Raw genomic sequence first — 22,133 nt, forward strand, 5'->3', positions numbered from 1 at the left:
TCGTTACGGATGCGGGGGCCCGTTCACCGGAACGGGCCCGGGCTTACTTGGACAGCAGGACGTTGTAGCGGCGCAGCGTGTCGATGAGGATTTCGTTGTCCGGCTCGATCTTGGCGGCTTCCGTCCAGGTCTTGCGCGCTTCTTCGCGCTCGCCGAGCTGCCACAGCACCTCGCCGAGGTGCGCGCCGATCTCGGCTTCGGGGGCCTTGGCGTAGGCATTCTTGAGCAGGTCAGCCGCTGGCTGCAGTTCGCCCATGCGGTATTTCACCCAGGCCAGGCTATCCATGATGTAAGGATCATCCGGCCCCAGTTCCGAAGCACGTTCGAGCAGCTTGCGTGCTTCGGGCAGGCGGACATTGCGATCGGCCAGCGAGTAGCCAAGCGCGTTGTACCCCTGCTTCTGCTCGGGCTGCAGCGCAATCACGCGGCGCAGGCCTTGCTCCATGCTGTCGTAGCGCTTCTGCCGCTCGTCGAGCATGGCGAGTTCGTAGATCCAGTCGGCATTGTCCGGCTCGGCCGACACGCGTTCGTCGAGCGCCTTGCGCGCGCGGTCGTAGGCCTTGGTCTCCATCAGCGTGGCGATCTCGGCCTGGCGGATGGCGGTCATGCGCTGCGTACGCTGGGCCGGGTCAGGGATGTCCTCGGCATCGCTGAGCATGTCGCCGAAGATGGCCTGGGCGTCGTCGAGCTTGCCCATGCGCGCGAGCAACTGTGCGCGCTTGGCCGCCGCGGCCGGTGCCAGGCGGCTGTCCTCGATGCGCTCGAGCCACTGGATCGCGCCGGCGTAGTCCTTGCGCTCCTCGGCAATCTGCGCGAGGTACTGGAAGGCGATATCCGGGTTCGCGGTCGGCACCTTTTCGGCGAGCTGCAGGTATTCCTTCAGGTACTGTTCGGCCTCGCCGTACTCCTTGGCCTGCAGGCTGGTCAGCCCGAGCGCGAGCGGTACGCGCGGGTCGGCCGGCGCCACCTTGCGCAGCGTTTCGAATTCCTGGCGCGCCGCGGGCATGTCATTGCGCATCAGGTACAGGCGCGCGAGCGTGATATGTCCGTTGACGGAACGCGGCGACTTGTCCAGGAACCGGCGCAGGCCGGCGATCGCCTTGTCGGGCTGGTCTTCGGCCCGCAGCTCCGCCGCCATCAGCGCAGCCGGTTCGAAGTCGGGACGCAGGCGCAGCGCTTCGTCGAGCGCCGACAGTGCGCCAGGCGTGTTGCCGGCGATTTCCTGCGCGCGGGCGATGGCAAGGTGCGTCTCGGGCAGGCGCGTGTCGTCGCGGGTCAGCTCCTGCAACAGGGTGGCCGCGCCGGCCGGGTCGCTCGTGCGCGACATTTGCTGCTGAAGCTGGAGGATGCTCTCGCCCCGGTGGTTGGCGGGTACGCTCGCCAATTGCTGCGACAGCAGCGGCCGGGCTTCGCTCCAGCGGCCGTTGAGCACGAGCAGCGTCGAGAGGACCTGCCGTGCCGCCGGCGAAGCCGGCGAGATATCGGCCCACAGCCGCGCGGCGTCGAGCGCCTGCTGCGGAATGCGCGCATTGAAGGCAATCTCCGTCGCACGCTGCGCAAAGCGCGGGTCGCGCGTGGTGCGGGCCAGTTCGGTGTAGGTGCGGTAGGCCGGTCCGACCAGCCCGCGTTGCAGCGAGATCTCGGCCGCCATGACGCGGTACATGATGTCGCCGGTCAGCGGGACGCTGGGCAGGGTCACGCCGGCAGGCGCGGTGTCGGGCTGGGCGGGCGCGGCATGGACAGCACTGGCCGCGGCAAGCGCCAGGCAGGCGGCCGCGGTCAGGGATCGGATGTGGCGCCCGGTGCGGGACACTGGCGCCGCGGACTTGCCTGAGCGGACAGTGAGGGCCTTCGCGGCGGGTCTGGCAACAGGATCCGGAAAAAAGTCCGACATGTGATGATTGCTCCGGCGCTCGCAGGCGTTCGAATGATAGGGGCATTGTAGCGTGCCGCTACAATGCGCTGCTTGCCGGCGCGGCCAGTCTGGCACGGTCCCGGCAGGAAATTGGAGCGGTAACCAACGGAGAGGTTCGATGCCTGAATTGCCGGAGGTCGAAGTGACCCGGCGCGGCCTGCTGCCGCATGTTGTGGGGCGGCGTATTGCCGACGTGACGGTGCGCCACCGCGGCCTGCGCTGGCCGGTCGAGGACGACCTGGAGGCCCGCCTGGCCGGCCGCCTGGTCCGGCGGATCGAGCGGCGCGGCAAATACCTGCTGCTCGAGTGCGTCGATGAAGCCACCGGCGACGCCGGCTGGCTGCTGGTCCACCTCGGCATGACCGGAACGCTGCGCGTACTGCCCGAAGCGCCGCCGGCCGGCGCCCATGATCACCTGGACCTTGTGCTGGACGACGCCGGCGGCAGCCGCATCGTGCTGCGCTTTCGCGATCCGCGCCGCTTCGGCGCCGTGCTGTGGAGTCCGCTCAGCGAAGCGATGCTGCCCGGCCACCCACTGCTGCGCGGCCTCGGCATTGAGCCGTTCGATTCGCATTTCGACGGCGGCTGGCTGCATCGCCATACGCGCGGCCGTTCCGCGGCGATCAAGACCGTGCTGCTGGCCGGCAATATCGTCGTTGGCGTCGGCAACATCTACGCCTCCGAAAGCCTGTTCCGCGCCGGCATCCGCCCGACCACGCCGGCCGGCCGGCTGAGCCTGGCGCGCTGCGAGCGGCTGGCGCAGGCAGTGCGCGAAACCCTGGCGCAGGCCATCGAGCGGGGCGGCAGCACGCTGCGCGACTTCGTTGGCAGTGACGGCGCCAGCGGCTATTTCCAGCTCGAGTGCTTCGTCTACGACCGTGCCGGAGAGCCCTGCAAGGTTTGCGGCACGCCGGTGCGGCAGATCGTCCAGGGCCAGCGCTCGACCTTCTACTGCACGCACTGCCAGCACTGAAGCGCGGCGTATTGGCGAGGCCCCGAGCTTGCCTCGGCGCCATGTCGATGGCTCGGCGCAACACTCGGCCGCCAAGGGGCGCAAATTCCACAAAAGCGCCACAAAAGCACCCCGGAAACCTGTATCTTGTGCGCAGTCATAAAAAGTTACAAAAACACGCCGAAGTCCAGAATCGGCACTTGCGCCAGTTTGCCGGACACGAACCCAGCCGAACCGCCGCCATGACAACGCTCACCCACCAATTTGAACAATACGGGGCCTGGAGAACCGGGGTACTCCAGTCGCTGGCCGAATTCCAGTCGTGGCTGCAGCAGCACGACCTCTACGATGCGACGGCCGACGAACGCGTGCAGCGCATCCAGAGCGTGCTGCGCAGCGACCGGCTCAAGGTCGCTTTCATCGCCGAGTTTTCGCGCGGCAAGAGCGAACTGATCAACGCGATCTTCTTCGCCGACTACGGTCGCCGCATCCTCCCGTCGTCGGCGGGGCGCACGACGATGTGCCCGACCGAGCTGCGCTACGACGAGCACGAGCCGCCGAGCATCCGCCTGCTGCCGATCGAAACCCGGCTGCAGGAAGCCTCGACCGCGGACTTCCTCGAAGCCGGCACGTCCGCGTCGCACTGGCACTCGGTGCCGCTGGACCCGTCGTCGCCCGAGGGCATGCTCGAAGCCTTCCAGCATGTGGTAGAGACCATCCGCGTGACGCCGGCCCAGGCCGAAACGCTGGGCCTCTATCACGAGGAAGATCCCGATGCCGCCTATGCGGTCGATGCCGAAGGCATGGTCGAGATCTCGCGCTGGCGCCATGCGGTCATCAATTTCCCGCACCCGCTCTTGCGCCAGGGTCTTGTGATCCTCGACACGCCGGGACTCAACGCGATCGGTACCGAACCCGAACTGACCCTGCGCCTGATCCCGGACGCCCATGTGGTGGTGTTCGTGCTGGCCGCGGACGCCGGCGTGACCAAGAGCGACCTCGAACTCTGGCGCGGACATGTGGGTGCCGGCCATCGCCGTGGCTGCCTGGCCGTCCTTAACAAGATCGACGGCCTGTGGGATCCGCTCAAGTCGCAGGCCGAGATTGCGAAGGAGATTTCGGGCCAGATCACCTCGACCGCGCAGGTGCTCGGCATCGAACAGAGCCGCGTCTACCCGGTGTCCGCGCAGAAGGGGCTGGTCGCCAAGGTCACGCATGACGAAACACTGCTCGTGCGCAGCGGCCTGCCGAATTTCGAGCATGTGCTGTCGGACCAGCTGATCCCGCGCCGGCGCGAGATCGTCGCCGACCAGGTTCACCGTTCCGTGCAGGACATGGCGCGCGGCGCGCAGCAGCTGCTGCAGAGCCGCCGTCGCGATATCGTCGAACAGTTGTTCGAACTGCGCGGGCTGCGCGGCAAGAACCATGCGATGGTCAAGCACATGCTGATGCGCGTGCAGAGCGAGAAGGAAGAGTTCGAGCAAAGCATCAGCAAGTTCCAGGCATTGCGCCTCGTATTCGGTCGCCACAGCGCCGACATTATCAAGAGCCTGCAGCTGCGCGACGTGCGCAGCACCATGCGCAACTCGCGCGAGCAGATGAAGGAACGCTTCTTTTCGCGTGGCCTGCGCGAGGACATGGATGCGCTGTTCGGCCAGCTCACCACGCTGATTACCGACGCCGACAACAAGATCAGCCAGTTGCACCAGCTGATCGAAAGCATGTACCGGCGCTTCAATGCCGAGCATGGCTTCACGCTGCCGGCGCCGATGCAGTTCGTGACCACGCGCTATGTCGCCGAGCTGAAGGAGATCCTGCAGCTTGTGCAGACGCACTTCGGCACGGTCAGCATGCTCACGCGTTCGCGGCCGCATCTGGTGCAGGGTGCGTTCGATACGATGGCTAGCCGCGTGCTCGAGAATTTCCGCGACCTGAACCGCGACATCGAAGTCTGGCTCAAATCCGTGATGACGCCGCTGGAGGCACAGGTGCGCGAGCACCAGAAGCAGCTGCGCCGCCGCGTGGATTCGATCGAACGCATCCACGAGGCCACCGACACGCTCGAAAGCCGTATCGCCGATATGGAAGAGGTGCTCAACGGCCTCGATGAGCGTAGCGGGCGAATCGAAACGTATGCACAGCGCATCGTCCGCCCGGACGGCGCCGGGACGGAGGCCACGCAGCTCGCCGTGGCCTGATCGCTGGCTGTCCGGTATATCATGTGGCGCCGCCTCTGTGCGGCGCCTTTTCTTTTGTGCGGCCCGCGCCTTGTTTGCCTGCCGTGCAGCCCAAGCGCCTGAACGTCTCCGATGCCCCGCAAGTCCGCCCCCGCTGTCCCGCCCGCTACCAAAGCCGTTGCCATGCCGTCCGCCATCCACGTTCCTGCCGATTTCGGCGCGCGCGTGGTCGAATGGCAGCGCGTGCACGGCCGGCATGACCTGCCTTGGCAGAACACGCGCGACCCGTACCGGATCTGGCTGTCGGAGATCATGCTGCAGCAGACCCAGGTAAGCGCGGTCATCGACTATTTCCAGCGCTTCATCACGCAATTGCCGACGGTGCAGGCGCTGGCCGCCGCGCCCGCCGACCAGGTGATGGCGCTGTGGGCCGGCCTTGGCTACTACTCGCGCGCGCGGAATTTGCACCGCTGTGCGATGCAGGTCGTCAGCGAGCATGGCGGGCGCTTTCCGACTGATCCCGCAGTATTGGCCACGCTGCCCGGCATTGGACGATCGACAGCGGCGGCTGTTGCGGCGTTCAGTGCAGGCGTGCGCTCGCCGATCCTCGACGGCAACGTCAAGCGCGTATTCGCGCGTTTCTTCGGCATCCATGGCCATCCCGGCGAACGTGCGATCGAGAACCGCATGTGGGAGTTGGCTGACGCCGCTTTGCCCGCACCGGGCCCGCACCAGGCCGAGGACATGGTGGCCTACACGCAGGGCCTGATGGACCTTGGCGCGACCGTCTGCTCGCGCGGCAAGCCGGCCTGTCTGGCCGATGCCGCGGCCTGTCCGTTGTCGGCGGATTGCGTGGCGCGGCGCGACGGCCTGACCGCGACGCTGCCCACGCCCAAGCCGCGCGCGGCAGTGCCTGAGCGCAGCACCGTAATGGTCATGGTGCGCCACGGGCGCGACGTGCTGCTGCAGCTTCGGCCTGACAGCGGCGTCTGGGGCGGCCTGTGGAGCCTGCCCGAGATGCCCGTCGCCACGGTGCCGTTCGACGCGGAACTCGCCGAGCAGGATGCGCTGGGTTACGCGCGCGCGTTCGGCGAACCGTCGCGTGCGGACATGACCGGCGAACTGGTCCACGTCTTCACGCATTTCCGGTTGCTGATCCGCGCGATCCGCGTGGACATGAAGGGTCTGTCGCTGCGCGAGCCGGACGACGGACCGGCGCAGCGCTGGATCTCGCTCGATGATCTTGACGCGCTCGGGACGCCCGCGCCGGTGCGCAAACTGCTCGAGACGCAGGCCCGCGGCGGGCTGTTCTGAACTTCCGAGGCGGCGAGAGCGCCTACACCATGTGGTGCTGCCGCATGTAGCGGTGCACGATCTCGATGCGCATGCCCGCGTCGGGCAATGCCATCAGCATCTGCTTGGCCTTCATCGGCACGGGCAGCAGTTCGCACAGGCGGTTGGTGACCCAGCTCGGGTCGTCCCACAGATAGGGCTCGGCAAACGGCATGCGGTCGGGTTGCTCGGCATGCAGCCGCGTGACGATCCGTCGCAGCACCGACAGGCATTCGCCTAGCAGTTCGAGCTTGCAGTCGATGATGTCGGCGGGTAGCAGTTCAGCGCTGGCGACGATCAGCCCGTCGTCGCGCGTGCGGTGTTCAATCACACGGAAACGCTGGCGTCCGCGTGTTTCGATCAGCAGCACGCCAAGCTGCTCCATATTGCAGTCGACAATCTCGGCAAGGCAGCCGATCGATTCGGGCACGGTCTGCTGGCCTGTGCGCGCCACTTCCTCGCCGCTGGCGATCAGGCACACGCCGAACGGCGCTGCATCGCGCAGGCAGTTGCGCACCATGTCGACATAGCGTTTCTCGAACACGCGCAGCGGCAGGCGGCCGTCCGGAAACAGCACCGTGTGCAGGGGGAAGATGGGGAGATCGTCCAGCGTCAGCGGCGTTGCGTCGGCGGGAGCGGTGTGACGGAGAAGATCTGTCGAGGACATGCGATGGCTGCCATTCCGCTAAATCGAGGGAACGGCCGCCAGATCGCATACGGCGGCCGCCATGGCTGCCAGGGTCAGAGATGCCTGGCGGCACCGGCGGACTGCGCAGCGGACTACGTCGCCGGCGCGAGCTCGCGGTGTCTCACCAGCACATTACCATGGGCCCGGAAATAGTTGGCAAGCCTTTCCGCAATATAGACCGAACGGTGCTGTCCGCCGGTGCAGCCGATCGCCACGGTCAGGTAGCTGCGATTGTCCGCAATGAAACTCGGCAGCCACTTTTCCACATAGGCGCGGATGTCTTCGGCCATGGCGAGCACCATCGGCTGCGCCTGCAGGAAATCGATCACGGGGCCGTCGCGGCCGGTCAGCGGGCGCAGTGCGAGGTCGTAATAAGGGTTGGGCAGCGAGCGCACGTCGAAGACGAGATCGGCATCGCTCGGTACGCCGTGCTTGAAGCCGAACGATTCGAACAGCAGCGTCAGGCGTTCGCTGTCTTCGCGGATCAGCTCCTTGATCCAGCTTCGCAGCGTATTGGTGCGCACGTTGCTGGTATCAATGCGGTGCGCAGACTCGGCCAGCGGGCTCAGCAGTTCGCGCTCCATCTCGATCGCTTCCATCAGGGCCCGGTCGTTGAACGCCGGTTCGCCGTCAGAGCCAGGCACGCCGTCGGTCAGGATCGACAGCGGGTGCCGGCGCCGCGTTTCCGAGTAGCGCTGCACCAGTGCGTCGGTGCTGGCCGTCAGGAACAGGACCTCGACCTGGTGCGTTTCGGCCAGTTCGCGGACCGTATCGGGCAGGTGTTCCAGCGATTCGCGGCTGCGGATGTCGGTGGCCACGCCCAGATGCGTGTAACCCTCGCTGGCGAGGTAGCGAGCCAGGTCGGGAATGAATTGAGCGGGCAGGTTATCGACGCAGTAAAAGCCTGCATCTTCAAGCACGTTCAGTGCGACGGATTTGCCGGAGCCGGAGATGCCGGTGATGAGAATGATGCGCATATCATCGGAAGCATAGCATCCGGCAATGGCCTCGTCATGACAGCGCCTGATGCAAACAAAAATGGCGAACCGCACGGTTCGCCATTTCATCAGCGGAGGCTGAGGCTTACTTCGACAGGCATTCCTTCATGTACGCCTTGTACTCGTCGCCCTTCTTGCCCTTGCCTTCCTTGCTGCAGGCCGACATCTTTTCCTGCTGGCTCTTGGTCGGTTGCACACCCTTGGCCGAGAGGCATTGCTTCATGAAGGCCTTGCGATCGTCGCCTTTCTTGTCGCCAGCCTGCGCGTTGCAATCCTTCATCTTCTGCTGCTGCGCGGTGGGCGCCTTGGCGGCAGATGCCGGGACAGCCTTGTCTCCCGGGCCCGGTGCAGCCGGCATGGCGGGCGTTGCAGGTGTGGTTTGTGGTGCGGGTTGTGCCATTGCGCCAGTGGCCAGCAGCGGCGTCACCAGCACACACATCGCGATCAGTTTTTTCATGCTTGCTCTCCTGGCTGTGGAAAATTTCATGGCCACCTTTTGCCGGCCGACGGCTGGCGCAGCGGCTCCAGACTGGGCTCGATGCCCATTACAGCACAAAACGAAGCACGTCCCCAGCGCGTTGACCAATTTGTCAACGCCGATGTAAGCAATTGAAAGCGAGTCGCGATGTCTGGTCAGAGCAGACGGCCCTGGCCGCGCGAGACTGCGTCGGCCTGCATGGCAGCGCGCTGGCGGTCCATGAAGTCGCGCAACGTGTCGATGCCACGCAGGCGCAGGATCGTATTGCGCACGGCGGCCTCGACCAGCACGGCGAGGTTTCGGCCAGCCGCCACCTGGATCTTGACCATATGGATCGGCAAGCCCAGGACGTCGAGGTACTGCGAATCGAGCGGCAGGCGTTCGAACTCGCCGTCATTGCGGCGCACCAGCTGCACGACCAGCTTCATCTTCATCTTCCGCCGCACGGCGGTCTCACCGAAGATGGTCTTGATGTCGAGCAGGCCCAGGCCGCGCACTTCCAGCAGGTTCTGCAGCAGCGGCGGGCAGCGTCCTTCGATGAAATCGGGGCCAAGGCGCACGAAATCCACCGCATCATCGGCCACCAGTCCGTGGCCCCGCGAAATCAGTTCCAGGCCCAGTTCGCTCTTGCCCAGACCCGACTCGCCCATGATCAGCACGCCCATGCCGAGGATGTCGAGGAACACGCCGTGCATGGTCACGCGCGGTGCCGAAATGCGCGACAGGTACAGCCGCAGGTGGTCGATCACCGCAGCGGAAGACACCGGCGTGGTGAACAGTGGCGTGGACGAACGCGTGCAGCGCAGTTCCAGGTCGGGTGGCGGCTCCATGCCGTCGGCCACGACTAGGAAGGGCGGCTCCAGCAGAATCAGCTCGCCCATCTGGCGCTTGCGCGTTTCGTCATCCAGGCGCTGGTAGTACGTGATTTCGGGTTTGCCGAGGACCTGGATCCGGTTCGGGTGGATCAGGTTCAGGTGGCCGACGAGGTCCGCGGCCGAGGTGGCCTCGCGGGCAAACTCCACGTCGAAGGCGCGGTCGGCCCCTTCCAGGCCAGCCACCCACGAGAGTTTGATGTCGGCTGCGTTGTCGTCGAAGATCGACTGCGAGGTGACGCCGGTGAGTTCCATGCGGTATGACTTTCGGGGCGGGGGGCTGTGCCGGGCTTTACGGTCGTCCGGTCTGTTGCCAGCCCAGGGGAAGGGTCAGGGATGCCACTGTGTCAGGAGCTGATGCACTTCTTCGGGTGTGGCCAGCGTTGCGAGGCCTTCACGCATGTCGCGATCGGACAGCAGCTGTGCGATTTCCGAGAGGATCTCGAGATGCTGCTGCGTGGCCTGTTCCGGCACCAGCAGGAAGATCAGCAGCGAGACAGGCTTGCCGTCGGGCGATTCGAACGGGATCGGCTCGGCCAGCCGCATGAACGCCGCGAGCGGCTGCTTCAGTCCCTTGATGCGCCCATGCGGAATGGCCACGCCGGCGCCGAGGCCGGTCGAACCGAGCGACTCGCGCGCAAACAGGTTGTCGGTCACGGTCGCCCGCGCCACGCCATGGTTGTTCTCGAAGAGGAGCCCGGCTTGCTCGAAGACACGCTTCTTGCTGGTGACGCTGACGTCGAGGTTGATGTTGCCGGGTGGCAGCAGTTTGGCCAAACGATTCATGGGCGATGCGAGGATTTCAGTTAGCAGGCAGTTCGGACTGCTCGGCCATGCAAGGCTGCGGGCCGGCTTATGGCGATACCATGGTTTGCCAGGCGTTTGGCCATTATAGAGCAGCGACTCCCTTGACTTGTGCAATGCAGCGCAGGGTCCTGTACGTTACTCCCCCGTGCTGGTGCCGCCGCACCGGGATAGGGCCAGCGCACCGGAGTCGCTACCAGCCATGTCTCAGAGAGCATACACCGCCACGCGCCAGTTGCGAACATCTGTGCCACGGGCAGCCGTAGTTGGCGGGCAACAGGCGCAAAAAAGCCGCGCTACATGGCGCGGCTTGCTTTTATCAGTCCTTTTCAGCGGCCAGCCTCACGACTGGCAGGCATGATCATTGCTGCTGTAGTTGCGCTTCGGCCATCTGGTACTTGACCGCTTCGCGGTCGTGGCCTTGCACGCGATCCTTGTAGCGAAGCACCTGGCGGTCCAGCTTGTCGACAAGTGCGTCGATGGCCGCATACAGGTCTTCGTGATGGGCTTCAACAAAGATGTCCTTGCCCCGGAGGTGCAGATTGATTTCCGCGTACTGCCGCCTGTCCTTTTCCTTATGGTTATCGACTGAAAGTAGCACGCTAACGCCAATGACTTGATCGAAATGCCTGACGATACGCTCCAGCTTCGTTTCCACGTACTCACGCAACGCAGGCGTGATGTCCAGGTGGTGTCCACTGATCTTGAAGTTCATAGCGCTTCTCCTTCTGAAAGAGCTGCACCAGGCAGGCGGTGCAACTCGGCTACAAAGTCTTGCGGAGATTGACAGCGGGGATCTTCAGGGCTTCGCGATACTTGGCGACGGTACGGCGCGCGACAACGAAGCCTTGTTCACCCAGCAATTCGGCAATTCGGCTGTCGGAAAGAGGACTCCTCGGGTCTTCGGCTCCTATAAGTTGCTTGATCAAGGCGCGGATCGCCGTTGATGAAGCCGCGCCACCGGTTTCGGTGGACACGTGGCTACCGAAGAAGTACTTCAGTTCGAAAGTACCCATCGGCGTTGCCATGTATTTATTGGTCGTCACCCGGGATATGGTTGACTCGTGTAATCCCAGTGTATCGGCAATCTCCCGCAAAACCAAGGGGCGCATCGCGATTTCGCCATGCGTGAAAAAGTTCTTCTGACGTTCGACAATTGCCTGCGAAACTCGCAGGATTGTGTCGAACCTTTGCTGAATATTCTTGATCAGCCAGCGTGCCTCCTGCAGCTTTTGCTGCAGCCCGGCAGCGCCGGATTCCCCCTTCGCGCCGCGCAGGATCTGCGCGTACATGTCGTTGATGCGCAGGCGTGGCATCACGTCCGGATTCAGCTGTGCGATCCAGCCGCCACTGCTCTTGCGCACGAACACGTCGGGCACGACGAAATCCGCTTCAGGCCGGCTGTACGCATGGCCCGGGTACGGCGCGAGCGAACGGATCAGTTCATGCGCAGCCTTGAGCGCCGCTTCGTCTACCTGCAGCGCTTTTTTCAGGCGCGTGTAGTCGCGCACCGCAAGCAATTCAAGATGATGCTGGACGATCGACAGCGCCAGTTCGCGCTGCGGGTGCTGCAGCCGGCGCAATTGCAGGCTCAGGCATTCGGCTGCGTTGCGCGCGCCCACGCCCGGCGGGTCGAAGCTCTGCAGCAGCGTGAGCATCGCCTGGACTTCGTCGACTTCGAATTCGAGTTCCTCGGGCAGCTCCGAGCAGATCTCGTCGAGCGACGTGCTCAGGTAGCCGTCGTCATCGAGCGATTCGATCAGGAAAATCGCCAGCCCCTTGTCGCGCACCGAGATCTTCAGCGGCGTGAGCTGTTCCATCAGATGTTCGCGCAGCGTGGGCTCGGCATCGCGCAGCTGCATGGGCGTCTTTTCGTCGTCCTCGCCCTGGGGGCGCCGTGCGAAATCGTCGAGGCTCCAGTCGCTGCCGTAGTCGTCGCCGCCGCTGTCGCTGTAGTTCTCGTCATCGCTGCCGCCTGCGCTGTCGGCATTCGCTTCGCCATTGCCCTGCGGTTCGGCAGGAGCGGGGGCCGGGGCACTTTGCAGGTTGACCGAGCCATCCGCGGCTACGCGCAGCGGGCTTTCGATCCAGTCGTTTTCGCGCTCCAGCAGCGGGTTTTCCGTGAGGGCCTGCTCGACTTCCTGTTGCAGTTCCAGCGTGGAAAGTTGCAGCAATCGGATCGACTGCTGCAGTTGCGGCGTGAGTGCCAGATGTTGCGAAAGGCGGAGCTGGAGCGACGGTTTCATGCGACCTATTTTATGCGCATCTTTCCGATGTTGGAACGGAAATTGCTATCGCTGATGTCGCTTGATCGTCTCTTTCCGGGGGCAACATGCCGCCCCGGCTTCACATGCGGAAATTCTCACCCAGGTAGACGCGCCGCACCGATTCGTTCGCGATGATGTCTTCAGGCTGGCCCGACGCGAGCACGGTGCCTTCGCTGATGATGTACGCGTGGTCGCAGATGCCGAGGGTCTCGCGCACGTTGTGGTCGGTGATAAGCACGCCGATATTGCGTGCCTTCAGGAAGCTGACGATGCGCTGGATTTCACCGACCGCGATCGGATCCACGCCGGCGAACGGTTCATCCAGCAGGATGAAGCGCGGCGACGAAGCCAGCGCGCGCGCAATTTCCACGCGGCGGCGTTCGCCGCCAGACAGCGACAGCGCCGGGTTGTTGCGCAGGTGGGCGATCTGCAAGTCGTCCAGCAGCGTATCGAGCCGCGCATCGATCTCGGCCTTGGGCAGCGGCTTGCCATTCACGACCTGGAGCTCCAGCACCGCGCGGATGTTCTCTTCGACGTTCAGCTTGCGGAACACCGACGCTTCCTGCGGCAGATAGGACAGCCCCATGCGCGCGCGTTCGTGGATGGCCAGGCCGCTGATGTGCTGGCCGTCGAGCACGATATCGCCCTCGTCCAATGCTACCAGGCCCACGATCATGTAGAACGACGTGGTCTTGCCGGCGCCGTTCGGACCTAGCAGGCCGACGACCTCGCCGCTTTTCACGTCGAGCGACACGTCCTTGACCACCGTGCGCGTCCCGTAGCGCTTCTTAAGATGGCGCACGACCATCGTGCTGCTGTCGACACGGACGTCGCTGGCGGCGGAAGCGGGCGTGGGGGCGAGTGTTGCGGTATCGGTCATGTTGGGGTCGTGCGCTCGCGCGCGGGATTCAGGGCTTGCTGGACGGCGCGGGCGCCGGCTTCAGGTCGAGCGGCGGGGCAGCGGCCGCACCACTCGCTTCCTGCCGCGGCGAGAGTACCGCGCGCACGCGTCCAGACGGGTTGCCGGTCGAGGTGTTGTCGCCACCGCCGGCAGCTGTGTAGAACTCATTGCGGCTGTCGTAGGTCAGCACCGCGCCGCGGATCTCGTCGACGAGCTTGGCACCCTGCAGGCGCGCCATGCGTGCGTGGCCGATCAGCTTGGACAGCTCCTGCTTGCCGTCGTACTCGATGCGGTCGCCCCAGCCGTCCATGTATTCGTCGACGCCGTCACGCTTCTGGCGGATATACGCCTGCTTGCCGGCCTTGGCCGTGGCCACCGCGTACTGGTAGCCCTCGGGGTCGGTACGGATCTCGGCGGCGTCGGACTTCAGCACCATGGTGCCCTTGGTCAGGACCACATTGCCGGTCAGCGTGTAGATCTGCTTGACGTCGTCGTAGCTGGCGTTATCGGCTTCCAGGACCAGTGGCTTGTCCCGGTCCGCGCGTTCGGCATGGGCGGCCGGCAGCGCCAGCACAGCAAGCGCGGCGGCTGCGGCCAGCAGCACCGGGGCGGCGCGCCGGCGGGACAAGGTCGACAGGGAAGCAATCATGTTGGCAAGGGTCGCAGGAAGGCGGAAGTTCGCGCGAAGCTCGGGTCCGCGGTGCCGCCCCGTCGCGCGCGGGCGGCTGTTGTTGTCAGGATCCCGGAGTCCGGGCAGGCGCACCGGTAATGATGGTGCCGCGTACGTTACCCAGCAATTGTACTTCGCGGGTAACGTTGTTGAAGATCAGGCCGTTGGCGGTCATGACCGACGGGCCGCGCGTGAGCTTCACGGCCTTGTCGGTCTTGACGATGTCATCGTTGAGCAGCACCTGGAAGTAGCTGGACGCCGCCGTCAGCAGGGGGTCCTTGGCCGGGTCCGCACCCTGCTGGCGTTCGACGAAGCCATTGCCGTACAAGTCGATGACCGAGCCCTCGGCGTTCATGCGGCCGATGTCGGAGCGCACGGTCACCGGCGGCCGGTCGGGCGCGTAGGCGCGCATGGCGGGGCGGGTCACTTCGTAGGTCTGGTCGTCGTCGAAGTGGATCATCTTGTCGCCGGTGAACCGCACCTTGGTGCTGCCATCCTGCGCCAGCTCGGTGGCCGAGAACCGCTCCATGTAGTAGTCGGCCTCGTGCTTGCGGACGACGGGCGCACTGGTGCCTTGCTGCTGCGAATTGATCTGCACCAGCCAGAACGTGCTGCCTGCCACCACTGCCATCAGCAGCAATGGCAGCAGCCGCAAGACGATCCCGGTGAGGGAGGACAGGAGGGCCTGCATGGTCTCTTTGCGTGCGCGCCGGGGTTCAGATGACCTTGGCGCGGGTCAGGTCGTGGATATGCAGCGCGCCTACCAGGCGCCCGTCATGGTCGACCACCAGCAACTGGTTGATGCGGTTGGCTTCCATGACCTGCACGGCTTCGACGGCGAGCTGGTCTTCGTGCACCACGTGCGGGTTGTGGTGCATGACGTCGCCGATCGGCACGGTTTTCCAGTCGCGCGGGGTTTCCAGCAGGCGGCGCAGGTCCCCGTCGGTGAATACGCCGATAGCCTTGCCGTCCGGGTCGACCACGGCGGTCATGGCCATGCCCTTGCGCGTGATTTCCATCAGCGCCTGGGCCAGCGGCGTGTTTTCGCGGACTTGCGGCACGGCATTGCCGCTGCGCATCACGTCGCGCACGTGGGTCAGCAGCTTGCGGCCGAGCGCGCCGCCCGGATGCGAGCGGGCGAAGTCTTCCTCGCCGAAGCCGCGCGCATCGAGCACCGCGACCGCCAGCGCATCGCCGAGCGCGAGCGCCGCAGTGGTGCTGGCCGTCGGCGCCAGGTTCAGCGGGCAGGCTTCCTTTTCCACGCCGGCATCGAGATGGGCGTCGGCGAGCTTGGCCAGGTTCGATTCCGGGTTGCCGGTAACCGAGATCAGCCGCGCGCCGATGCGCTTGACGATTGGGATGATCGACAGCAGCTCGCCGGTTTCGCCGGAATTGGAGAACGCGATCAGTACATCGTCGCGCGTGACCATGCCGAGGTCGCCGTGGCTGGCTTCGGCCGGATGGACAAAGAAGGCCGGCGTGCCGGTCGAGGCCAGCGTCGCCGCAACCTTGCGGCCGATATGGCCCGACTTGCCGATGCCCGACACCACGACGCGTCCCGTGCACTCCAGGACGAGCTGCACGGCATGTGAGAAGTCCGCAGTCAGGCGCCCCGAAAGTGCGGCGACCGCTTCGGCTTCAATCTGGAGGGTACTTTGGGCGAGCCGGAGTGCTCGATCCGCATCGAAATTGGCTATCATGGCGTCGAAGTATACCAACGAATGCGGCGACGCCCGGGCCGTCCCGGCGAGCGCCGCGCTTGCCGTGTTCCGCCGGCAGGGCCCCGTGCCGGGCGCAGCCGGCCAGCCCTGCCGGTTCATCCTGAGCCGCCTGATGCATTCTCCGCTGGAACTGACCCTGGTGCTGCTGGCTGCCGCCGTATTCGGCGTGGTCGCGTTCCGCATGCTCCAGCTGCCGCCCATGCTCGGCTACCTGGCGGTCGGCATCCTGATCGGCCCGCATGCGCTGGGCCTGGCCAGCGACTCGGCCCAGACCAAATACCTGGCCGAGTTTGGCGTGGTCTTCCTGATGTTTTCGATCGGCCTGGAGTTCAACCTGAGCAAGCTGCGCGCGATGAAGCGGCTCGTGTTCGGGCTGGGCGGCTCGCAGGTGGTGCTGTCGATGCTGGCCGTGGTGCCGGCGAGCTGGCTGTTCAACTGGCTGTTTCCGTTGTCCTGGCAGGCTTCCGTGGCGCTCGGCGGGGCATTGGCCATGTCGTCGACGGCCATCGTCTCGAAGATGCTGTCCGAGCGTGTGGAGCTGGAGAGCGAGCACGGCCGCAACATCATCAGCGTGCTGCTGTTCCAGGACCTGGCCGTGGTGCCGCTGCTGATCGTGATCCCGGCGCTGTCGCGCGACCCGGGTGACCTGATGGTGGCACTCGGCATGGCCACGGCCAAGATCGCCGTGGCGCTCGGTGTGATCTTCTTCCTCGGCCAGCGCCTGATGAGCCGCTGGTTTCACGTGGTGGCGGCGCGCCGGTCGCAGGAACTGTTCATGCTGAACCTGCTGCTGGTCACGCTCGGCATGGCCGCGCTGACGGAGCGGCTGGGCCTGTCGATGGCGCTGGGCGCGTTCATGGCCGGCATGCTGATCTCCGAAACGCCGTACCGGCACCAGGTGGAAGAGGACATCAAGCCCTTCCGCGACGTACTGCTGGGGCTGTTCTTCGTCACCATCGGCATGCTGCTCAACATCCAGGTGGTGATCGAGCACATCTGGCTGGTGCTGGTGCTGCTGGCGGTGCCGATCCTGTTCAAGCTGCTGCTGATCTCCGTGCTGGCGCGCCTGTTCGGCTCGCGCCAGGGCGTGGCCATCCGCACGGGCCTCGGGCTCGCGCAGGCCGGCGAATTCGGCTTCGTGCTGCTCAACCAGATCGACGGCCTCAACCTCGTGGACCCGGTGCTGATCCAGGTAATCCTGGCGTCGATGCTGCTTTCGATGCTGGCCGCGCCGTTCCTGATCCAGTACAGCGATGCCATCGTGCTGCGTTTTGCTGCCAATGAATGGCTGATGCAGTCGCTGAACATGACCCGCATCGCCGCGCAAAGCCTGCAGACCGAGAAGCACGCGATCATCTGCGGCTACGGGCGCAGCGGCCAGAACCTGGCGCATATGCTCGAGCGCGAGGGCATCACCTACGTGGCGCTCGACCTTGACCCGGACCGCGTGCGCGATGCTGCAGCGGCGGGCGACACGGTGGTCTACGGCGACGCGGGGCGGCGCGAGGCGCTGATTGCCGCCGGTATCCACCGCGCCGCCGCCGTCATCGTCACCTATGCGAACACACCGTCCGCGCTCAAGGTACTGCACCACGTGCAGGAACTGGCCCCCGCATTGCCTGTGATCGTGCGCACCGTCGACGATTCGGAGCTGGACACGCTGCAGAAGGCCGGTGCCACCGAAGTCGTACCGGAGATCATCGAGGGCAGCCTGATGCTGGCTTCGCACGCGCTGGTGCTGCTGGGCGTGCCGATGCGTCACGTGCTGCGGGGCGTCCAGGAAGCGCGCGATGCGCGCTACAGCCTGCTGCGCGGCTACTTCCACGGCCGCGACGACGAGGAGGACATGGTCGAGCGCGATACCGTGCGGCTGCATTCGGTATCGCTTGCGCCGGCCGCGACGGCGGTCGGGCGGCGCTTGGGCGCGCTAGGGCTCGAGCGGATCGGCGCCGAGGTCACGGCCGTACGCCGCCGCGGCATCCGTGCCTTCGATCCGGAGCCCGACACCATCCTCGAAGTTGGCGACATCATCGTGCTGCGTGGCACGCCGGAGGCATTGGAAGCGGCGGAGACGCGGATCCTGACTGACTGAAGACGAAGGCGCTATGGGCGACTAGTGCGCCGCTCCGGCCGGCGCTTCCGCCCAGGACGCGGGCAGATTGTCCAGCACCGCATGGGCGTCGAGCGAGCGGATCGGTACGCCGGTGTCCGCAGGAATTCGGCCCTTGCCTTGCAGCATCAGGTAGCGCAGGCAGCACACACGCAGGAATGACGAGAAATTGCCGGCTACCGCCTCGTCGCCGCGATGTGCAGTGAGCTCGTCATGGAGTCGTGTGATGAGCTGGTTGACGGTCATGCCGTCGCGCTGGGCCAGTTCTTCGAGTACTTCCCAAAACAGGTTTTCAAGGCGGATGCTGGTGGCAACGCCATGCAGCCGCAGCGACCGCGCCTGGCATTCGTAGGACTGCGGATTGGCGCGGATGAAGATCTCACACATGGGAACCCCCGTGCTGGCGGCGCCTGCCAGGACCGGCCGCGCCGCGTTCGGAAGCCTCTAATGTACGATCCGCGTCCCCAGCACGGCAAGGAACTGGGCAAGCCATGCAGGATGAGCGGGCCACGCCGGCGCCGTCACGAGATTGCCGTCGGTGTGGGCCTGGTCGACCGGGATATCGGCGTATTTGCCGCCGGCCAGCTTCACTTCCGGTGCGCAGGCGGGGTAGGCCGAACAGGTCCGCCCTTCGAGCACGCCCGCCGCGGCCAGCAGCTGGGCACCGTGGCAGACCGCTGCGATCGGTTTGTTGGTGCTGGCAAAGTGCTGCACGATCTCCAGCACGCGGGCATTCAGGCGCAGATATTCCGGGGCGCGACCGCCAGGGATGACCAAGGCGTCGTAGGCGGCCGGATCAACCTCGGCGAACGTGGCATTGAGCGTGAAATTGTGGCCGCGCTTTTCGGTATAGGTCTGATCGCCTTCGAAGTCGTGGATGGCAGTGGCGCAGCTTTCGCCCGCCTTCTTTTCCGGGCATACCGCATGCACGGTGTGGCCCACCATCTGCAGCGCCTGGAACGGAACCATGGTTTCGTAGTCTTCGGCGAAGTCGCCTACCAGCATCAGAATCTTCTTTGCCATCGCGGTCTCCTGTATGGTTACGGGTGCCCGGCCGGCCCGTCGGGCCAGGCGCGGCACCGGCAGGGCCATTTTGCGTGCGGCCCGCGCGGCCCGGGTGGTAGCCCGTTACCGCAGCCAATGCGATGTGCCGGCGCGCGTGGCGCAACCTTCATTTCACGATTTCCATGGCAGATTCCCTCATCCAGTCCCCCGATCTCGGCGACGTCACCGGCTACCTGCGCGACCGCATCCGAACCGTGCCGGACTGGCCCATGCCCGGCGTGCAGTTCCGCGACATCACGCCGCTGCTGCAGAACCCCAAGACCCTGCGCGTGCTGATCGACGTCTTCGTGCACCGCTACATGGACGCGCAGCTCGACCTGGTCGCGGGCATCGACGCGCGCGGCTTCATCCTCGGCGCGATCGTCGCGTACGAACTGAACCTGGGCTTCGTGCCGATCCGCAAGAAGGGCAAGCTGCCGTTCCAGACCGTTGCCGAGGAATACGAGCTCGAATACGGCAGCGCCACGGTCGAGATCCACGCCGACGCATGCAAGCCCGGCGATCGAGTGCTGCTGATCGACGACCTGATCGCCACCGGCGGCACCATGATGGCCGGTCGCAAGCTGCTCGAGCGCCTGGGCGCCACCGTGGTGGAAGGCGCGGCGATCGTCGACCTGCCCGAACTCGGCGGCTCGAAGCTGCTGCAGAATGCGGGTCTGCCGCTGTTCACGGTGTGCCGGTTCGACGGCCATTGAGCGTTCCGCGCGCGCTGCCTGATCCTTTCCGACGGAGATCTTCATGCCCGACCTGCTGCTGTTCCTTGTAACGTCGATCGCCATCACCCTGGCCCCCGGACCGGACAACCTGCAGGTGCTGGCGCGCGGCATGGCACAGGGGCGCCGTGCAGGCGTGGTCGCAGCGCTCGGGTTTGCGGTCGGCTGCCTGTTCCATACGATGATCGCCGCGGTCGGTCTCGCGGCAGTGCTGCGCTCGTCGCCGCTGGCGTTCCAGCTGATCAAGTACGCCGGTGCGGCTTACCTGATCTGGATCGGCATCCAGGCGCTGCGGGCGAAGGGCGGGCTCGCGCAGGGTGCCGACGTGGCCGCGGTGCCACTCGGCAAGGTGTTCCGGCAGAGCGTGCTCGGCAACATGATGAACCCGAAGGTCACGCTGTTCTTCCTCGTGTTCCTGCCGCAGTTCGTGCATGCCGATGCCACGCACCCGGCCTTGCAGTTCGTGCTGCTGGGGCTGGTGTTCATGCTGCAAACGGCAGTGGTGTTCTCGCTGTTCGGCCTGTGCGCGGGCTGGCTCGGCGCATGGCTGCGCCAGCGGCCCGCCACGGGGCGCTGGCTTGACCGTGCGGCCGGCGCGATCTTTGTCGGCCTCGGCATCAAGGTGGCGCTTCCCTGAGCGCATCGCGGGCGTGCTGCCCGCGCCCCGTAGCGTTGCCCCGGTTACATGTCGGGCGCATAATGACCCATTGACAACAACATGATGACCGGGCGGAGCCTCCGAGCTGTGTCCGTCACCGGTCACACAGGGACGCGCAATGGGCGTACTTCTGCATCTTCTTTCCGGCGTGGCCCTGCTTGTCTGGGGCACGAACATCGTCAAGGTCGGCATCCTGCGCGTCTACGGTGCCAATCTCCGGCACGTACTCTCGACCAGCGTCGCCAACCGGTTCACCGCCTTCCTCGCCGGGCTCGGCGTCACAGGGCTCGTCCAGAGCAGCAACGCCACCGCAGTCATCGTCAGCTCCTTCGTCGGCCAGGGCCTGATCGCCGTAGCGCCGGCGCTGGCCATCATGCTCGGCGCCAACGTGGGCACCGCGGTCATGGTGCAGGTCTTTTCGCTGGACCTGTCGTGGCTGTCGCCGCTGCTGATCTTTGTCGGCGTGATCCTCCACCTGAGCTGGAAAGGCAGCAAGCCCGGCCACGTCGGCCGTGTGCTGATCGGGCTCGGCCTGATCACGCTGGCGCTCGAGCTGATTTCGATCGCCACGCGTCCCGTGGTGCAGGCCGCAGGCGTCAAGGTGCTGTTCAGCACGCTGACCGGCGACGCGGCGCTGGACATGCTGATCGGCGCGTTCCTGACCATCCTCTGCTATTCGAGCCTGGCCGTGGTGCTGTTCTGCGGCGCGCTGGCCTCGGCCGGCGTGGTGTCGATCCATGTAGCGCTGGCGCTCGTGCTCGGCGCCAACCTCGGTTCGGGCATTTCGGCGCTGCTGACCACCTCGGGCAACAACCAGCCTGGCAAGCGCGTGACGCTCGGCAACCTGCTGTCGCGGCTGCTGGGCTGCGTGGTGGCGTTGCCGTTCCTGGGCGAGGCGGAGAACCTGCTCGCGCTGATCGACCACGATCCACAGCGCCTGATCGTCAATTTCCACCTGCTGTTCAATGTCGCGCTGGCGGTGCTGCTGCTCGGCGCCACCGCGCCGCTCGCGCGTCTTTGCGAGGCGGTGCTGCCCGGGCGCAACACCGGCGAAAGCCAGGTCACGCCGCGCCACCTGGATCCGGCAGCGCTGCCCACGCCCACGCTCGCATTGGCTAACGCCGCGCGCGAAGTGCTGCGCATCGGCGATCGCGTCGAACAGATGCTCGACAACCTGCTGCGCGTGCTGCGCACCAACGATGCCAAGCTCGCAGCCGCCACCTGCCGCATCGACAACGAGGTCGACGATCTCTATACCGCGATCAAGCTCTACCTGACCCGAATCAGCCTGGAAGCGCTCGACGAACGTGACGGCCAGCGCTGGACCGAAATCATCTCGCTGACCATCAATCTCGAACATGCGGGCGACATCATCGAACGCGTGCTGGTCGATGCCAAGGAAAAGAAGATCGCCCACAACCTGATGTTCTCGGAAGCGGGCATGCAGGAGATTGCCGAGATGCACGCACGGCTTGTGTCGAACCTGCGGCTCGGCCTGTCGGTGTTCCTCAACGGCGACCTGAAGAGCGCACAGACGCTGATGGCCGAGAAGGCGAACTTCCGCGAGCTCGAGCAGAAATACGCGCGCACGCACCTGCAGCGCGTCGCCGTGCAGACTGCCGAAAGCATCGAAACCAGTTCGCTGCACCTCGACGTGATCAGCGAACTGAAGCGTCTGAACTCGCTGTTTTGCGCGACGGCTTACCCGGTGCTCGAACAGGCGGGCGTGCTGAACCGCAGCCGCATGAAGGAAGACGATGCCTCCGGCACGCCGCCGGTGCGGCAGCTCAGTACCGCCGCACGGCAGTGAGC

Annotated in this window: 21 protein-coding genes; 7 read left to right on the forward strand and 14 right to left on the reverse strand. The window is 65.5% G+C overall.

Annotated features, from left to right (window positions below; genetic code table 11):
* Positions 1-43: 43 nt before the first annotated feature.
* On the reverse strand, positions 44-1,894 hold the full coding sequence (locus KHO41_RS25725) for a tetratricopeptide repeat protein (RefSeq protein ID WP_211956082.1): 1,851 nt from the start codon (positions 1,892-1,894) through the stop codon (positions 44-46).
* 139 nt (positions 1,895-2,033) lie between these two features.
* On the opposite strand from KHO41_RS25725, the gene mutM reads away from it, so the two are divergent.
* From mutM to mutY, 3 genes are all read left to right on the forward strand, one after another.
* The gene (gene mutM / locus KHO41_RS25730) at positions 2,034-2,888 is read left to right on the forward strand and encodes a bifunctional DNA-formamidopyrimidine glycosylase/DNA-(apurinic or apyrimidinic site) lyase (RefSeq protein WP_211956083.1); all 855 of its coding nucleotides are present in this window, start codon (positions 2,034-2,036) and stop codon (positions 2,886-2,888) included.
* 221 nt (positions 2,889-3,109) lie between these two features.
* The gene (locus KHO41_RS25735) at positions 3,110-5,065 is read left to right on the forward strand and encodes a dynamin family protein (RefSeq protein ID WP_211956084.1); all 1,956 of its coding nucleotides are present in this window, start codon (positions 3,110-3,112) and stop codon (positions 5,063-5,065) included.
* 111 nt (positions 5,066-5,176) lie between these two features.
* The gene (gene mutY, locus KHO41_RS25740; RefSeq protein ID WP_211956085.1) at positions 5,177-6,358 is read left to right on the forward strand and encodes an A/G-specific adenine glycosylase; all 1,182 of its coding nucleotides are present in this window, start codon (positions 5,177-5,179) and stop codon (positions 6,356-6,358) included.
* A gap of 22 nt (positions 6,359-6,380) precedes the next feature.
* Here the strand turns inward: mutY and KHO41_RS25745 are convergent, their stop codons facing one another.
* The 11 genes from KHO41_RS25745 to KHO41_RS25795 form a co-directional block, all read right to left on the reverse strand.
* Positions 6,381-7,043 (reverse strand): LON peptidase substrate-binding domain-containing protein, encoded by a 663-nt coding sequence (locus KHO41_RS25745; RefSeq protein WP_211956086.1) that lies wholly within the window; start codon positions 7,041-7,043, stop codon positions 6,381-6,383.
* 113 nt (positions 7,044-7,156) lie between these two features.
* On the reverse strand, positions 7,157-8,041 hold the full coding sequence (gene rapZ / locus KHO41_RS25750) for an RNase adapter RapZ (RefSeq protein ID WP_011296540.1): 885 nt from the start codon (positions 8,039-8,041) through the stop codon (positions 7,157-7,159).
* A gap of 106 nt (positions 8,042-8,147) precedes the next feature.
* The gene (locus KHO41_RS25755) at positions 8,148-8,519 is read right to left on the reverse strand and encodes a PsiF family protein (RefSeq protein ID WP_211956087.1); all 372 of its coding nucleotides are present in this window, start codon (positions 8,517-8,519) and stop codon (positions 8,148-8,150) included.
* A gap of 176 nt (positions 8,520-8,695) precedes the next feature.
* Positions 8,696-9,667: an HPr(Ser) kinase/phosphatase gene (gene hprK, locus KHO41_RS25760; protein ID WP_011296542.1), complete on the reverse strand. Its 972-nt coding sequence runs from the start codon at positions 9,665-9,667 to the stop codon at positions 8,696-8,698.
* A 75-nt stretch (positions 9,668-9,742) separates the two neighbouring features.
* Complete coding sequence (gene ptsN / locus KHO41_RS25765; protein ID WP_011296543.1) at positions 9,743-10,198, reverse strand: PTS IIA-like nitrogen regulatory protein PtsN; 456 nt, start codon at positions 10,196-10,198, stop codon at positions 9,743-9,745.
* Positions 10,199-10,577: 379 nt separating this feature from the next.
* The gene (gene hpf / locus KHO41_RS25770; protein ID WP_211956088.1) at positions 10,578-10,931 is read right to left on the reverse strand and encodes a ribosome hibernation-promoting factor, HPF/YfiA family; all 354 of its coding nucleotides are present in this window, start codon (positions 10,929-10,931) and stop codon (positions 10,578-10,580) included.
* A gap of 49 nt (positions 10,932-10,980) precedes the next feature.
* Positions 10,981-12,462, reverse strand: a complete 1,482-nt coding sequence (locus tag KHO41_RS25775) for an RNA polymerase factor sigma-54 (RefSeq protein ID WP_211956089.1) — start codon at positions 12,460-12,462, stop codon at positions 10,981-10,983.
* Between the two features lie 100 nt (positions 12,463-12,562).
* Positions 12,563-13,363, reverse strand: coding sequence for an LPS export ABC transporter ATP-binding protein (gene lptB, locus KHO41_RS25780; RefSeq protein ID WP_211956090.1), 801 nt, complete (start codon positions 13,361-13,363; stop codon positions 12,563-12,565).
* Positions 13,364-13,391: 28 nt separating this feature from the next.
* Entirely contained in the window at positions 13,392-14,033 is a 642-nt protein-coding gene (lptA, locus tag KHO41_RS25785; protein ID WP_211956091.1) for a lipopolysaccharide transport periplasmic protein LptA, read from the reverse strand.
* Positions 14,034-14,118: 85 nt separating this feature from the next.
* On the reverse strand, positions 14,119-14,745 hold the full coding sequence (lptC, locus tag KHO41_RS25790) for an LPS export ABC transporter periplasmic protein LptC (protein ID WP_211956092.1): 627 nt from the start codon (positions 14,743-14,745) through the stop codon (positions 14,119-14,121).
* A gap of 25 nt (positions 14,746-14,770) precedes the next feature.
* Positions 14,771-15,754 carry a KpsF/GutQ family sugar-phosphate isomerase gene (locus tag KHO41_RS25795; protein WP_211956093.1) on the reverse strand — a complete coding sequence of 328 codons (984 nt, stop codon included), beginning with the start codon at positions 15,752-15,754 and terminating at the stop codon, positions 14,771-14,773.
* A gap of 133 nt (positions 15,755-15,887) precedes the next feature.
* Here KHO41_RS25795 and KHO41_RS25800 point away from each other — a divergent pair, with 133 nt between their 5' ends.
* A complete protein-coding gene (locus KHO41_RS25800; protein ID WP_211956128.1) occupies positions 15,888-17,867 on the forward strand; it encodes a monovalent cation:proton antiporter family protein in 1,980 nt (659 codons plus the stop codon).
* Positions 17,868-17,888: 21 nt separating this feature from the next.
* On the opposite strand, the gene KHO41_RS25805 is transcribed toward KHO41_RS25800, so the two are convergent.
* Together KHO41_RS25805 and KHO41_RS25810 are read right to left on the reverse strand one after the other, a co-directional pair.
* Positions 17,889-18,272: a ribbon-helix-helix domain-containing protein gene (locus tag KHO41_RS25805; protein ID WP_211956094.1), complete on the reverse strand. Its 384-nt coding sequence runs from the start codon at positions 18,270-18,272 to the stop codon at positions 17,889-17,891.
* Between the two features lie 57 nt (positions 18,273-18,329).
* A complete protein-coding gene (locus KHO41_RS25810) occupies positions 18,330-18,908 on the reverse strand; it encodes a DJ-1/PfpI family protein (RefSeq protein ID WP_211956095.1) in 579 nt (192 codons plus the stop codon).
* A gap of 164 nt (positions 18,909-19,072) precedes the next feature.
* On the opposite strand from KHO41_RS25810, the gene KHO41_RS25815 reads away from it, so the two are divergent.
* From KHO41_RS25815 to KHO41_RS25825, 3 genes are all read left to right on the forward strand, one after another.
* Positions 19,073-19,645, forward strand: a complete 573-nt coding sequence (locus tag KHO41_RS25815; RefSeq protein WP_041679800.1) for an adenine phosphoribosyltransferase — start codon at positions 19,073-19,075, stop codon at positions 19,643-19,645.
* A gap of 43 nt (positions 19,646-19,688) precedes the next feature.
* Positions 19,689-20,300, forward strand: a complete 612-nt coding sequence (locus KHO41_RS25820) for a LysE family translocator (RefSeq protein ID WP_211956096.1) — start codon at positions 19,689-19,691, stop codon at positions 20,298-20,300.
* 139 nt (positions 20,301-20,439) lie between these two features.
* Complete coding sequence (locus tag KHO41_RS25825) at positions 20,440-22,131, forward strand: Na/Pi cotransporter family protein (protein ID WP_211956097.1); 1,692 nt, start codon at positions 20,440-20,442, stop codon at positions 22,129-22,131.
* The last annotated feature ends 2 nt before the right edge of the window (positions 22,132-22,133 follow it).

This window comes from Cupriavidus numazuensis, assembly GCF_905397435.1.
GTDB lineage: Bacteria > Pseudomonadota > Gammaproteobacteria > Burkholderiales > Burkholderiaceae > Cupriavidus > Cupriavidus numazuensis.